The organism is Hungatella effluvii (assembly GCF_003201875.1).
Lineage (GTDB): Bacteria > Bacillota > Clostridia > Lachnospirales > Lachnospiraceae > Hungatella > Hungatella effluvii.
On the sequence record NZ_QJKD01000014.1, the window covers coordinates 139,396 to 153,431 of the forward strand.

The 14,036-nt window shown below is 53.0% G+C and carries 14 protein-coding genes; 6 read left to right on the forward strand and 8 right to left on the reverse strand.

Annotation, left to right across the window (positions count from 1 at the left end):
- Positions 1-107: 107 nt before the first annotated feature.
- Positions 108-362, reverse strand: a complete 255-nt coding sequence (locus tag DFR60_RS22910; RefSeq protein WP_110324967.1) for a hypothetical protein — start codon at positions 360-362, stop codon at positions 108-110.
- Positions 363-591: 229 nt separating this feature from the next.
- Here DFR60_RS22910 and aroF point away from each other — a divergent pair, with 229 nt between their 5' ends.
- From aroF to aroA, 3 genes are read left to right on the forward strand one after another with little or no spacing between them, the layout of a single operon-like run.
- Entirely contained in the window at positions 592-1,605 is a 1,014-nt protein-coding gene (aroF, locus tag DFR60_RS22915; RefSeq protein ID WP_110324968.1) for a 3-deoxy-7-phosphoheptulonate synthase, read from the forward strand.
- Positions 1,605-2,702, forward strand: coding sequence for a prephenate dehydrogenase (locus DFR60_RS22920; protein WP_110324969.1), 1,098 nt, complete (start codon positions 1,605-1,607; stop codon positions 2,700-2,702). The genes aroF and DFR60_RS22920 overlap by 1 nt, the downstream gene beginning before the upstream one ends.
- A 23-nt stretch (positions 2,703-2,725) precedes the next feature.
- Entirely contained in the window at positions 2,726-4,003 is a 1,278-nt protein-coding gene (gene aroA / locus DFR60_RS22925; protein WP_110324970.1) for a 3-phosphoshikimate 1-carboxyvinyltransferase, read from the forward strand.
- 129 nt (positions 4,004-4,132) lie between these two features.
- On the opposite strand, the gene DFR60_RS22930 is transcribed toward aroA, so the two are convergent.
- From DFR60_RS22930 to DFR60_RS22945, 4 genes are all read right to left on the reverse strand, one after another.
- Complete coding sequence (locus DFR60_RS22930) at positions 4,133-5,143, reverse strand: reverse transcriptase family protein (RefSeq protein ID WP_110324971.1); 1,011 nt, start codon at positions 5,141-5,143, stop codon at positions 4,133-4,135.
- A gap of 608 nt (positions 5,144-5,751) precedes the next feature.
- On the reverse strand, positions 5,752-6,195 hold the full coding sequence (locus tag DFR60_RS22935; protein ID WP_110324972.1) for a DUF2871 domain-containing protein: 444 nt from the start codon (positions 6,193-6,195) through the stop codon (positions 5,752-5,754).
- A gap of 1 nt (position 6,196) precedes the next feature.
- Positions 6,197-6,874 (reverse strand): hypothetical protein, encoded by a 678-nt coding sequence (locus tag DFR60_RS22940; RefSeq protein ID WP_167437695.1) that lies wholly within the window; start codon positions 6,872-6,874, stop codon positions 6,197-6,199.
- Between the two features lie 2 nt (positions 6,875-6,876).
- Positions 6,877-7,461: a TetR/AcrR family transcriptional regulator gene (locus DFR60_RS22945; RefSeq protein WP_002600093.1), complete on the reverse strand. Its 585-nt coding sequence runs from the start codon at positions 7,459-7,461 to the stop codon at positions 6,877-6,879.
- A gap of 434 nt (positions 7,462-7,895) precedes the next feature.
- Between DFR60_RS22945 and DFR60_RS22950 the strand changes: the two genes are divergently transcribed.
- From DFR60_RS22950 to ilvN, 3 genes are all read left to right on the forward strand, one after another.
- The gene (locus tag DFR60_RS22950; RefSeq protein WP_110324974.1) at positions 7,896-8,489 is read left to right on the forward strand and encodes a TetR/AcrR family transcriptional regulator; all 594 of its coding nucleotides are present in this window, start codon (positions 7,896-7,898) and stop codon (positions 8,487-8,489) included.
- Positions 8,490-8,592: 103 nt separating this feature from the next.
- Entirely contained in the window at positions 8,593-10,326 is a 1,734-nt protein-coding gene (gene ilvB, locus DFR60_RS22955) for a biosynthetic-type acetolactate synthase large subunit (protein ID WP_110324975.1), read from the forward strand.
- A 2-nt stretch (positions 10,327-10,328) separates the two neighbouring features.
- Positions 10,329-10,826, forward strand: a complete 498-nt coding sequence (ilvN, locus tag DFR60_RS22960) for an acetolactate synthase small subunit (RefSeq protein WP_207659568.1) — start codon at positions 10,329-10,331, stop codon at positions 10,824-10,826.
- Here ilvN and DFR60_RS22965 read toward each other — a convergent pair.
- The 3 genes from DFR60_RS22965 to DFR60_RS22975 form a co-directional block, all read right to left on the reverse strand.
- On the reverse strand, positions 10,823-11,914 hold the full coding sequence (locus tag DFR60_RS22965; RefSeq protein ID WP_110325001.1) for a lysylphosphatidylglycerol synthase transmembrane domain-containing protein: 1,092 nt from the start codon (positions 11,912-11,914) through the stop codon (positions 10,823-10,825). The two genes, ilvN and DFR60_RS22965, sit on opposite strands and share 4 nt — an antisense overlap.
- A 62-nt stretch (positions 11,915-11,976) precedes the next feature.
- Positions 11,977-12,711 carry a polysaccharide deacetylase family protein gene (locus DFR60_RS22970; RefSeq protein WP_243005157.1) on the reverse strand — a complete coding sequence of 245 codons (735 nt, stop codon included), beginning with the start codon at positions 12,709-12,711 and terminating at the stop codon, positions 11,977-11,979.
- A complete protein-coding gene (locus DFR60_RS22975) occupies positions 12,708-13,811 on the reverse strand; it encodes an MGDG synthase family glycosyltransferase (RefSeq protein ID WP_110324978.1) in 1,104 nt (367 codons plus the stop codon). The genes DFR60_RS22970 and DFR60_RS22975 overlap by 4 nt, the downstream gene beginning before the upstream one ends.
- Between the last annotated feature and the right edge of the window lie 225 nt (positions 13,812-14,036).

Genomic DNA, 14,036 nt, shown 5'->3' on the forward strand with positions numbered 1-14,036 from the left:
CTGTTCAGTATTTAAGTCTATGAGGATATTTTACTAAAAGTGTCGGAAAATTGCAAGTAGAATGTGCATTTTGCACAAATAATTTTACTTGCCAAAATATGGGGCTCCTACAGGGCCGGACACCAGGCGGCCCGGGGTCTGCTTTCTCCTTTAAAATCAAGGAAAGACGCGTGATACGGGGCCTCATTCTGCTCCGCTTCGTTGGCTCTGTTCCATATCTTTAAGGCGGCCTGCAGAGTGATCTCCACATCATGATAGTAATAGATACCGGCCTGAGTATGAGATACCACGTCCTCAATCAATAGCCTGGCATCCTGGTTTTCAAACAGAACTTCATTTAAATTATTCCTCGTCAGCTTCATAGTATTGATCTTCTCCTTCCTGTCAGGTTCTCGCATTTCGAACATATGTTCTTTTACTGTTTCCATTATATCAGAACATACGTTCTTTGTCAAATCTTTTCGCATCGCCTTTGCTAATACACGTTAAAGCGTCGAAGTTTAACGTATAAAAGCGTTGACAACTTACATTCTTTCGATTACAATGGTGCTTAAGCTATTTTTGAATACTTGTTAAAGAGAGGAAACCGATATGATTATTATTATGAAACCGAACGCTTCCGAAGAAGCGGTTGGGAAAATTAAAAACCTGATAGAATCCAAAGGCCTCCAGGCTCATCTTTCCAAAGGAACGGAGGTCACCATCGTAGGCGTTGTCGGCGACAAGACGAAGCTCCAGGGCGCCAACATCGAGATGGCGGAGGGCGTGGATAAGATCGTTCCGGTCACCGAGACGTATAAGCTGGTAAACAAGAAGTTTCACCCGGAGGACTCCGTGATCGAGGTCGGAAATACCAGTATCGGACCTGGCAGGCTGACCATGATGGCCGGCCCCTGCGCCATCGAAAATCACGACATGGTCATCGAGACAGCGATCGCCGTAAAGAAGGCCGGCGCAGAATTCTTAAGAGGCGGCGCCTACAAGCCGAGAACTTCCCCCTACGCCTTCCAGGGACTGGAGGAGGAAGGCTTACAGTATATGAAGGAAGCCCGGGATGAGACCGGCCTTAATATTGTCTGCGAGGTCACCAGCTTACGGGCTCTGGAGACCGCGGTGAAGTACGTGGACATGATCCAGATCGGCGCCCGAAACATGCAGAATTTTGAGCTGTTAAAGGAGGCTGGACGCGCTGGTATTCCGGTTCTGTTGAAGAGGGGCTTATCCGCAACCATCGACGAATGGCTGAACGCGGCGGAATACATCGCCTCCGAAGGCAATCCCCGCATCGTACTCTGTGAGCGCGGCATCCGCACCTACGAAACCGCCACCAGGAACACGCTGGACATCAGCGCCGTGCCGGTTATCCGCGCCAAGAGCCATCTGCCTATTCTCATCGATCCGAGCCATGCAACCGGTGTCCGCGCCTATATTGAGCCGATCTCCAAAGCCGCAGTCGCAGCAGGCGCCGACGGTCTGATCGTGGAGGTTCACCCGTGCCCGTCCTGCGCGCTGTCCGACGGCCCGCAGTCGCTCACCTTTGAACAGTTTGAGAAGCTTACCGAAAACCTGAAACCTTACGCAGCGCTTGCAGGGAGGATATTTTAATGACTGATTCCACCATTGCCTTTATTGGGCTTGGTCTCATCGGCGGTTCCATAGCCAGAGGGATCAAGCGTGAAAAACCGAATACGAAAATTATGGCATACATGCGGACCCGCTCCAGGCTCTTAAGCGCCCTGGATGAGGGCGTGATCGACGTGATACTCGACGGAGTCAATGAACAGTTATCCGAGTGTGATCTCATCTTTCTGTGCACCCCCGTGGAATATAACGCCCGCTACCTTGCCGAAATCAAACCATTTTTAAAGCCGGGCGCCATCATCACCGACGTGGGGAGCACCAAAACTGACATCCACGAGGCAGTCACCCGGCTGGGGATGGAGGACTGCTTTATTGGAGGCCATCCCATGGCCGGATCCGAAAAGACAGGCTTCGAGAATTCCACGGATCATCTGCTGGAAAACGCCTACTACATCATCACCCCCACCCGCACCTCTTCCCAGGAGGCGTTGGATCGGCTGATATCCGTGGCTTCGCTGATCGGGTCCATCCCCATCGTCCTGGACTATCACGAGCACGATTCCGTCACCGCGGCAATCAGCCATCTGCCTCACGTCATCGCCTCCAGCCTGGTGAATCTGGTCAGGGATGCCGATAATCCGGATGGTCTGATGAAACGTCTGGCCGCCGGCGGCTTTAAGGATATTACCCGAATCGCCTCCTCGTCTCCCGAGATGTGGGAGCAGATCTGCATGACAAACCGGGCGCCTCTGGCCGCCGTTCTGGAGCAGTATATCGCCTCCTTAAACGGAACTCTGGATAAGCTCAAAGCGGGTGACAACCAGTATCTCTCCCGGCTGTTCGAGACTTCCAGGGACTACCGGAACTCCATTTCCGAGCGGAACCAGGGCTCTGTCACACCGGAATATTCGTTTACCGTAGACATGGCGGACGAGGTCGGCGCGATCTCCACGCTGTCCGTTATCCTTGCGGCCAAAGGCATCAGTATTAAGAACATCGGCATTAACCACAACAGAGAGCACGGGGAGGGCACGCTCAAGATTATCTTCTACGACAAGGAAACCATGGACATGGCGTGGAAGCAGTTAGAGCGCTACCATTACGACCTGGTGCGTGTCTGAAAAATGACATACGGAGGAACATCATGAAATTTAAAAAGGCAAGCCCGCTTAAGGGTGAAGTACATATTCCCGGCGATAAATCCATTTCACACAGAAGCGTCATGTTCGGATCGATTGCAAAGGGAACGACGCAGATCAGCCATTTTCTTCAGGGGGCAGACTGTCTTTCCACCATCTCCTGCTTTCAGAAGATGGGCGTGGCCATCGAAAATAACGGCGATTCCGTCATCGTCCGCGGCAATGGGCTGCGAGGCTTAAAAAGGCCGGATACCGTTCTGGACTGCGGCAACAGCGGCACCACCACCCGCCTGATATCCGGAATCCTGTCGGCACAGAATTTTGACGTGACAGTGACCGGCGACGAATCCATACAGAAACGCCCCATGAAACGAATCATAGAGCCTCTTTCCCTGATGGGCGCCCAGATTGAGAGCCTCCGTCAAAATGGCTGCGCGCCCCTGCATATTACAGGCAGGCCCCTTCAGGCTATCCATTACCATTCCAGGATACCGTCCGCCCAGGTAAAATCAGCCATCCTTCTGGCCGGACTCTATGCGGACGGTGAGACAAGGGTGACGGAAGACTATGTGTCCCGCAACCATTCGGAGCTCATGCTCCGCTCCTTCGGCGCCGATGTGAGATGCGAGGGCACGACAGCCATCATCCGGCCGGCCGGGGAACTCTACGGAAAACAGATTACGGTTCCCGGTGATATTTCGTCTGCCGCCCCGTTTCTTGCTGCGGGCCTTTTGGTGCCGGGTTCCGAACTGCTGATCCGCCAGGTGGGGATCAATCCCACCAGAGACGGCATTCTCCATGTCTGCCGGGCCATGGGTGCCGGCATAACGCTGATGAATGAACAGGATGCCTCCGGGGAACCCACCGCTGACATTCTGGTTAAAAGCAGCAGCCTCCACGGCACGGTCATCGAAGGAGCCATCATCCCCACTCTGATCGATGAGCTTCCCATGATCGCGGTGATGGCCTGCTTCGCGGAAGGCACCACCATCATCAAAGATGCAGCGGAATTAAAGGTCAAGGAATCCAACCGTCTCGAAGTCATGGTGAAGAACTTATCAGCCATGGGGGCCGATGTGACCGAAACTGCGGATGGAATGATCATCCGCGGCGGCAAACCGCTGCACGGCGCCGTGATCGACAGCCTGCTGGATCACCGCATCGCCATGACCTTTGCCGTCGCAGGGCTCTGCGCGGAAGGCGAGACGGAGATTCTTGGGGCAGAATGCGTGAACATCTCCTATCCTGGTTTTTATGAGGATCTCATGAAGTTAATGAGATAATACTAGAGCCGCAGTATTTTCAGTTAAAACATTCAAACAAAAATGAGCAGAGAAGACGCCATGCTTTCCGTCTTCTCTGCTCACGTTTCTATACTCTTACAGGACTCTGTTCAGAAGTTGTACTCCGGTTTAAGAAGCCTGTCCCTGATACTCTTTCAAAAGCGTTTTCACCGCCTCTTCCGCCTCCATAAACCAGACGTCTCCGGGTGTTACGGACAGGACGAATCCGATTTTCCCTAACAGGGACATCAGATACTTCACCTCTCCGGCCTCTCCCAGCTCCAGATATTTCTTATCAGATCTGCTCCTTATATGCTCCCGCACGCCAAATTTCCGGCAGTAATAAATATCCTGCCTCAGCGCTCTCCTGTAGGCGGCTGGAACCGAAACTCTGTCGTTGACCACAATGCCTGTCACTGTCTGTCTGGTATGGCGGGTAAGGACCTTTGTTTTCGACCGGTTTAGTTCAAAACCCATGGCGTCCAGAAATCCTTTCACCTTCCCGATCACCTCCGCCGCGGCAAAATCTCCGGAAAATGTCATGTCGTCACAGTAACGGCTGTATACAATATCCCGCTCCCGACACCACCCATCCATGTATTCGTCAAACGGCTTCATCACCAGATTCGATATGGCGGCCGAGGCCGGCGATCCCTGGGGAAGCGTGTCCCTTAAGCAGCACAGCGAGGTCAGAAGCGTCCCTACCGGGACAGGAAAATACCTGCTGTTAAACGCCCTCTGCTGCACCATGGAAAACGTAATAGTTCCGAAAAAATCTTTGATATCCAGCTTCAGCACCACATTTTTGCCCGTATGGCGGGCTGCATTATCCCGGATGGACGCGCCTCTGTGGTAAGCCGCCGCGCACGGCGACAGCTCCAGCCCCTCCAGAATATGGTGAAGGATATTCCGCTGTATCGTCTTAAGCAGCAGGTCCGGCGCCTGAATCTGCCTTACGCCTCCGCCCTTCTTCGGAATCCGCAGCCGGTTATAATGTTTTTCTGTATGATTGCTCACGGCATACAGGCAGGATATGACCTTATCATCGGTCCACTCCTCCCCCTCCAAAAGCCGGAAGGAAAGAAGCATCTCCCGGCAGTGCTCTGCCGTGCAGTATTTCCACAAATCCGGTTCGTGCATAGGTAGTCCCTCATCGTTTTAAATGGATTCAAAAGATAAAACGACAGGAAATCATACGAAAAAGGATGCCGTAAGATGCGAAGATGTACAAGCCGCAGGCGTAAGCACATGAAATGTGCGGATGTACTTCGGAGCAGATTACGGTCTTTTGACCTTAAAAAAATGACATTCCTGACAGCGGCTCGCTGCCCGGCCGGATCTCCTTTATGGTTCCGGAAAAGCTATGATTCCCTGCCGTCTTATATTTCTTTATTCTAACACACAATGAGACCTCTTGCAACCGTCCGCCTCCCGGCCCTGCTGTAACGCGTAACGAGTTACAGTTCATTCCCCACCAGGGGCACCGCAGTCCGGTTCGGCCGGGCAGGCTTCCTCAGCCTTTCCAGTTCCGGTTTCGGGCATAAGAAGTTCTAAACGTGCAGAATTTTTCTAAAAACCAGATGAAATTCCCAAACTCGCTGCGCTCAAACAAGTGGGAATTTCCCCTGAACGAAAAATTTTGCGCGTTAAGAACTTCTAATCCCCTGCAAAGTCACAGGAAAGGCTGAGGAAGCCTGCCCGGCCGAACCGGACTGCGGTGCCCCTGGTGGGGAGTGAACTGTAACACGTTACGATTCTGCGACTGCCTTTTTCAGCATCACGAAATAGAGGATAATCCCGACACCCGTCATAATATGGCCAAGGCCGGCGATTCCCGATATGGATGCATCTACAGCACGGCTCAGTTCTAAGGCGCGCACCTGGGCAATCCCCCTGACGATCAGCATCACCACCGTTACGGCGACGCCCGCATTATAGATTCCAAAGAACAGCCCAAACCGCTTCTGCTCCGTCACCGCCGCATGAAACTCAAACAGCGCGGCCACAAGGAAAACAATCATTCCCAGCAGGAATAAGTGAGTGTGCACGAAGGCCAGCGTCGTTCTTCCGGAAAAGCCGTTAAACTTCGTGAATTCACGGTAGAATACGCCTCCCGTCATGGCCAGCAGCGCATAGACCAACGCGGTGTTTACCAGCTTTAATACCGCTTTCTTTTTTCTGTCATTTGTCATATTACTTCTCCTTTCTCTGTCCCGGCTGTTTCATTTCCCGGTATCCCATGACCACGATCCACACGTAAGCGCAGGTCTTGGGGATCATAAGCGCGCCCACCGCCGGGATGGTATCCGCCCACAGCACAACCGGAATATAAAATCCAAAGCTGAGCGTAATCGCCAGCCACATAAAGCCAAAGCCCGAATCCGCCGTCTCCTTTGCCTTCCGGTAAAAGAGGACAATCATCAGAAGTCCCAGAACCGCAAACGGAATATTGCGGTAAATGCCCCAGGAGAGTGGCGCGCTGGCGCTTAACCAGTCATTGCCCAGCATGAAGCACAGGAATACCCTTACAAGGGCAAGCCCCCATACGACGGCAGTCAGACCGTTCTTTCCCTCCACGCGGTACCGCATCTTCCATATGTAGTACAGAATCACGTAAAATACGGTCATCGTCACAGAGGTTACCAGCTTTCCAAATCCAAGGGCCGCGGCGTGATTCGCCAGCCCATCCGTACAGAGGGCGTAAGCGCGGGGCACTAAGTGAAATGCGTCGCCGCATCCCAGAACCACTGCCATGATTCCAAACAGCTTAATCTGCTTTCTCTCTCCCGCTCCGGTAATCATACGCACTCCCAGCGCAATCACCGTACATAAATATACAATGTCAAAGATTGTTTCCATTACTGCCTGCATCGTCATACTTCCTTTCCTGTGTCTGCGTCTGTCTTATAGATCAGACGCCTCATAATCTCTTCAAAATAAGCCGGATCTTCCTGATTCTTCAAGAGAAGAACCATGTTGGAGAAGGCAAAGGATACGAACCTTTCGGGTGTAAATGTCTCGTTCCAGACCTCCGGCGCCACCCTGTTGTCGCGCTCCAGAATACGGAGCATCCCTTCCTTCATATGTCCTAAGTAAAATGCCTCCAGCTCTCGCCCTCTCTTCTGATCGGTCTGGCTGAGCACCTCCATCTCCTTTAAAAACTCCTCGCGGAAGCTTCCCAGGTTTTCGCGCAGGCGGAAATGGATATCGTGGACACTTCCGATAAAATCACCGCTCTCTGTGTCAAAATGACTGCCATGAAACACATTACGCCAGAAATCCTCCATAACCGCCCCGATTAGATCCCCTTTGGAAGGGTAATAATTGTAGACCGTACCGATCGCGATACCGCTCTCTGAGGCCAGACGGCGTATATTCAGATTTCCAATTCCCTCTCTGCCCGCGATCTCTTTCGCAATCGCAAGCAGCTCTTCTTTTGAAGTTGCTGATTTCTTCATATGGACCTCCTTCAATATGAACATTGTTCATTATACTCTGCAACGGCCATTTTGTCAAACAGTTCTGTCGTATTTTTGTTACAATTCATGGTCCCACCGCGCGCCTCTGCCGTCTGATGCTGTCAGTTCACGCGCACTTTTCTGTTCCGGTTTCGGGCATAAACGGTTCTAAACGTGCAGGATTTTTCTAAAAGCCATAGGAAATCCCCAAACTCGCGTTGCTCAAACAAATGGGGATTTCCCATGAACGAAAAATTCTGCACGTTAAGAACCGCTAATACCCTGCAAAGTCACAAAAAACTGTGCGTGAACTGACAGCATCAGACGGCAGAGGCACGCGGTGGGCCATGAATTGTAACGTATTTTTTCTTGACATCCCGTCTCCTTTCGGATAGAATGTAATGAAAGTAAGTACTTGCATGGAGGTGGAATACATGGATGATACCAGCCAGAGAATCGTGGACGCGGCCATGGAACTGATCCGTGACAAAGGGTATGTCGCCACTACCACAAAAGACATTGCAAAGCAGGCAGGCGTCAACGAGTGCACGCTCTTTCGCAAATTTGCGGGAAAGAAGGACATCGTGCTGGCCGGCATTGACCAGGAAAAGTGGAGGGCGGACGTCACCCCCCTGGCCTTTGAAAACGTCACATGGGACTTGAGAAGCGATCTAGAGATGTTCATGAACGCATACATGGACCGGATAACCCCGGATTTCGTCAACCTCTCCATCGGCCTGCGCGCGCCCCAGATCTACGAGGAAACGGCCCCGTTCATCATGATGATTCCAAAGGCCTTCGTCTCCTCTCTCATCCGGTATTTTGAACAGATGGAGGAGAAGGGGAAGCTGAATCACGGAAGCTATGAATCATGGGCCATGACGATTTTCTCCGCGACCTTCGGTTATACGTTTCTGAAAGCGTCTTTCGACGACAGCCTGTCCAAAATCTCACGTCACGATTACGTCAGAGACAGCGTCAGGGTCTTTCTGGAAGGAATCGGCAGGTGGGAAAATCCCGAACAGTAAAGAATCATACACGGTACCGCTATAAAACCGCGGTACCAATTTTATCCCGTTTATGACAGCAAGTACTTGCATTCATATTATATTTAAGAAGGAGGCAGTGATCATGCAAATCACAGGCGCACAGCTTTTTGTAAAAGCCCTGAAGGAAGAAGGTGTCGAAGTCCTGTTCGGCTATCCCGGCGGGCAGGCCATTGACTTATTCGACGCGCTTCACGGAGAGGCTGGCATCCGTTTCATTCTCCCCCGCCACGAACAGGGACTGGTTCACGCCGCCGACGGCTACGCCCGCTCCACCGGCAGACCCGGAGTCTGTCTCGTGACCAGCGGCCCTGGCGCGGCCAACTTAGTGACAGGCATCGCAACGGCCAATTATGACAGCGTTCCTCTCGTCTGTTTTACAGGCCAGGTTCCCACTAGCCTGATCGGCAACGACGCCTTCCAGGAGGTCGACATCACGGGCATCACAAGAAGCATCTGTAAATACGCGGTAACCGTCCGGACGAGGGAGAGTCTGGGGGAAATCATCAAAAAGGCGTTCCATATCGCCACGACCGGAAGGCCCGGCCCTGTGCTGGTGGATTTGCCTAAGGATATACAGAGGGAATACGGCAGCTGCTGCTATCCTGACCATGTGAAAATCCGGGGATACCGGCCAGGTTTCGCCGTACACGGCGGCCAGATAAAAAAAGCCTTAGAACTATTAAATCAGGCGAAGCGGCCGGTCTTCCTGTTGGGAGGCGGCGTCAATATCGCCCGCGCGGAAGAGGCCATGACACGGCTTGCCGAGCGTACCGGCGTGCCCGTTGTGACCACCATCATGGGAAAGGGCGCCATCCCGTCCACGCATCCGCTGTATGCGGGCAATATCGGGATTCACGGAAGCTTTGCCGCCAATTCAGCGGTCAGCGGCTGCGACGTCCTCTTCTCCATCGGCACCCGCTTCAATGACCGCATCACCGGTAAGAACGGGGAGTTTGCCAAACATGCGTCCATCATCCATGTGGACATCGATCCTGCTTCCATTTCCAGAAATATCGCTGTCGATATTCCCATAGTCGCCGACGCCGGGGCCGCCATCCGGGCGCTCCTGGAAAAAGCTGTTCTGCTGGACACCGGGGCCTGGAGGAAGCAGATCGATGGCTGGAAAGAGGCCCATCCCATCACCATGAAGCGGGAGGGACTGACAGCGGAATCCGTCATCCGGTCCATCAACCGTCTGGAGGGCCCGCTCTTCGTCGCCACGGATGTCGGTCAGAACCAGCTGTGGGCAACCCAGTTTCTGGAGCTGAGTGAGGACCGGCGGCTTCTGACCTCCGGCGGTCTGGGTACCATGGGATACGGCCTCCCCGCCGCTCTCGGCGCAAAAATCGGGAACCCGGATAAGACGGTGGTGCTCATCACAGGAGACGGCGGGTTACAGATGAATATGCAGGAGCTGGCCACAGCCGTGGTCTGCGGGCTTCCCGTGATCATCTGCGTGCTTAACAACGGCTGGCTGGGCAATGTACGCCAGTGGCAGGAGATGTTTTTCGATCACCGCTATTCCGCCACCTGCCTGCGCCGGAGAAGCAGCTGCCCCGCGGACTGTCAGGAGCCCGGACCGGACTGTCCGCCGTACACCCCGGATTTCATCAAACTGGCCGAAAGCTTTGGAATTACGGGGATCAGGGTCACAAAGGAGGAGGAGATTCAACCGGCCCTTCAGACCGCAGAAGCCAGCAAAGACGCACCGGTTCTGATCGAATTTCTGATCGCCTGGGATGACAACGTGCTGCCCATCGTACCGCCAGGCAGTCCGATCGACCACATGATTCTGGAAAATGAGAGGGGGATATAATGATGAAAAAGCGTTGGATCAATCTTTACGTAGAAAATGAACCCGGCGTCCTGGCCTTAATTGCCGGACTCTTTTCCGGAAAATCCTATAATCTGGAGAGTCTGACCGTGGGACCGGCCGAGGATGAGACGGTTTCCCGCATGACCATCGGACTGACCGGAGATGACCAGACCTTTGAGCAGATAAAAAAACAGCTCGCCCGGCGTGTGGAGGTCATCAAGGTTGTAGACCTTACGGAGACCGCCATGCACTGCGAGGAGCTGATGTTCTTAAAAATTCATGACTGTTCGGAGGATGATATCCGGGAGCTGTTTCGCATGGCCTCAGTCTTTCACGCCAGTGTCATCGACTACTCCCCGTCCTCCGTTCTGTTGAAAAGTGTACGGCCGGAGGAGGAAAACAGCCTTCTCATCAGCCGGATGCAGAAACGGTTTCCGAACCGGATCTTTTGCCTCCGCGGAGGCAGCGTCGCCATACCGGCTCTCAGCCTTTCGGATTAGTGCAAATCTTCACTAACGCTGAACTGCTTATACACAGGACCATGCGCCCGGCTGCGGACCTCTTTTTCCTTTTTGGGAGTCCCTTTCTTCCCAATATGGAGGGAGGCGACCGCCAGGCCGCTGACCACGAGGAAGCCATAGAAGCTGATACCCCGGCTTAACACCATGACGGGGAGCAGCTGGGTTGAGCTTAAGAAGCCGCTGAACATCACCAGGAAGCCGCTCTCTGACGCCCCCACCGCTCCGGGCAGGGGGACGGCCGACACTGCAAGGCTCACGATAGACTGAAGCATAATGAAGTTTACCAGACCCACGCTGCCCAGGCCGAGGGCCAGACAGGCACAGTAGGAGGCCATATACAGGAAAGTGAGCTGGCAGAAGGTAAGTACCGCTGTCTTCACCGCAGCCATCGGATATTTCCGCAGATACGCGCCGCCCTGGCTGTACTCTTCGATCATGAAACCGGCTTTCTGCGCGGCCTTTTCCCCGTCAAAGGAAGGAAAATGGGCAAGCAGACGGAGAACTCTGTATACCAGCCGCTCCACAAGCGGCCTGCAAAACAGAATCAGCAGGATAAATGCCACGGAAATCCCGTTTGCCAGAATCCCGAAACAGATCAGGAGCTTAAGCGCCAGCGGCAGTCCCATGAGATACGAAAACTTAAGCAGCCCCATACCCACGCCGTAAGCCAGCGCCATCAGCTGATACATGGCCGTAATCGTCAGCAGCGCGAACGAGCTTCTCGCCGCGCTCATCCCGTCGCGGACCATGTAGTACAGCTGCATGGGCTGGCCGCCTGTGGATGAGGGCGTGATCGAGCTGAAATAAAAGCCTGCGAAGGAGTACTGCATGGCTCTCTTCCACGGCACACGTCCTCCCCACGTCCCCGCCAGAAGTCTGATCACAGCCGCCTCACAGCCGACAAACAGAACCATGAGAAAAAGCCCCAGCAGCACAAAACGTAAGTCCGCGTTCTTTAAAACCGCCCACAGGGTTCCCATGGAATGGTCCTTCAACAGTATGTAACACGTCACTCCCGCCAGCACCACCATGGCCGCCGTGCAGAGGAGTGAATTTTTCCATTTCATGGTTTTCTGCTCCAAATCAATTCTTCCTTTCTTTATCTGAAAATCACTTATGTGGCAATCATCTATCTGAATACAGCTTCCGAAGGAAGTATAAACCGGTAGCCCGCCTCTTTTAACGCGGGGATCACATAAGTAAGCGCTTCCAACGTCTTCTCCGGAGCTCCGGGCGCGCCTCCCGTGCGTCTTCCTCCGTCGTGAAGACAGAGGATGGATCCGTCCTTTACACGGCTCAGACACTTCTTCCGGATCGAGCCTGCCGTGGCTCCCTTCTCCCAGTCTTCGGCCATCACATCCCACAGAACCATCCTCATCCCGTATTTCCTCACAAAATGCCAGGAAAACAGGTTCGTCAGCCCCCAGGGCGGACGGTACCAGATGTCGGAGATGCCTTTTCGCTTCATAAATTCGCTTCCGGTGCGAAAATCTTTTCTCGTGTGCAGATATCCTCTCACCATGGCATTCTGGTGGTCCATGGAATGAAAGCCCACCACATGGCCTTCGGACAGCATGCGGTCGATCAGTACTTCCTCTTTTACCGCCTCTCTGGTCACTACAAAGAAAGCCGCCTTCACCTCCTCTTTCTTTAAAAGGTCGAGGAGCCGCCCGGTATAATCCGGATCGGGACCGTCGTCAAAGGTGAGCATCACCGTCCCGGGAACTCCGGTTCTTCGCAGTACCTCCGGATTTCTGTGTTTATGATACAAGGCCGGAATCACGGAATGCACTGTAAAACCGCCGGCCAGCAGTCCGAGAGCCGCGGCCAGTCTGCTCCATTTCCATTTTCTGTTCCATTTCATCCCGTACATAACGCTCCTTCCGGTCCTTCGATCAGGGCGAGCACCTGGCCAATTACGGTCTGGTCGTACTCTCTCTTTAAACGGTCCACATTTGCCTTCATGGCGTCCAGAAGCGTATCATCCTGAACGATCTTGCTGATTTCCCGGACACAGTCCATGGGATTTTTCTCCAGTATCATACCGATACCGCGGCCCACGATAAAGCCTGTGTTGTTGATCTCCTGCTGGAGAAACGGTTCAAATACCAGCAGAGGCGTTCCCGCATGAATCGTCTCAAACAGGGTGATTCCGCCCGGCTTCGAGATCACCACGTCGGCCTCCTGCATATAGCGGTACACCTCGTTGGTATATCCGATCACATCGATATTCTCGTATTTCCCGTGAAGCTTCTTGTAGATTTCCTGATTTTTTCCCGTGATCACCGTAACCCGTATGTGACCGGAAGCGTTCAGTTCCTCGTAGAATTCATTGCTCTCAGGCAGGATTCCGAGACCGCCGCCCATGATCAGGATGTGCTTCTTCCCATCCGTCTCTTCCGGCCGCTCTTCCCCGTAATCGAATTCCGGCCTGACCGGAATTCCGTAGACGTAAATCTTCGTTTCCTCTACGCCCTTTTCCGTCAGCTTCGACCGCACCATGCGGTCGGGAACGAGGTAGCAGTCTGTGGCGCCGTTGATCCACTCGGAATGGCTGCTGATGTCCGTAATGCACGTTATTAACGGCATCCGGCTGCCTGTCACCGCCTTATACCAGGACATGATCTGGGAACAGAGGGGCAGGGTTGAGATGACCGCATCCGGCTGTTCCTCCTCCAGCAGATTTTTTATTTTCTTTAAAAACCATGGAAGAAAAACCGGTTTCAAATCCGGTCCCTTGCGTTCCATATGATTATAATACTTATTATACGTTCCGCTGCAGTGAGTGACCATGACGCCAAAGGCGTGATAAACCTTATCGGAATAATAAGGCATTGCATACTCAAAAATATCGCGGATCACGATGTCCGCCTCGGGATTCACCCTCGAAACACGCTCTGCCAGCGAAAAAGCGGCAGAATAATGGCCCATACCAAATTTTCCAGTCAAAAAAAGAAGCTTCATATCCGCACCTCATTTCATTCTTCTTTATCCTGGTTTTAGTATGAGCCATAAATCTTTAGAAACGGCTGTAAAATTTCTGAAATTTTCTTCAGAAATTCTTATCTCATCCGGTTGCCCGGATCGTTTTGACCTCTTGTCAGTGTGGAATATATGCCCGCCACTGCCATTAAGTTTGTTCTTACGTTTTCTCTCTCATCTGTAGAGATTGGAATAATACTCCCTGCT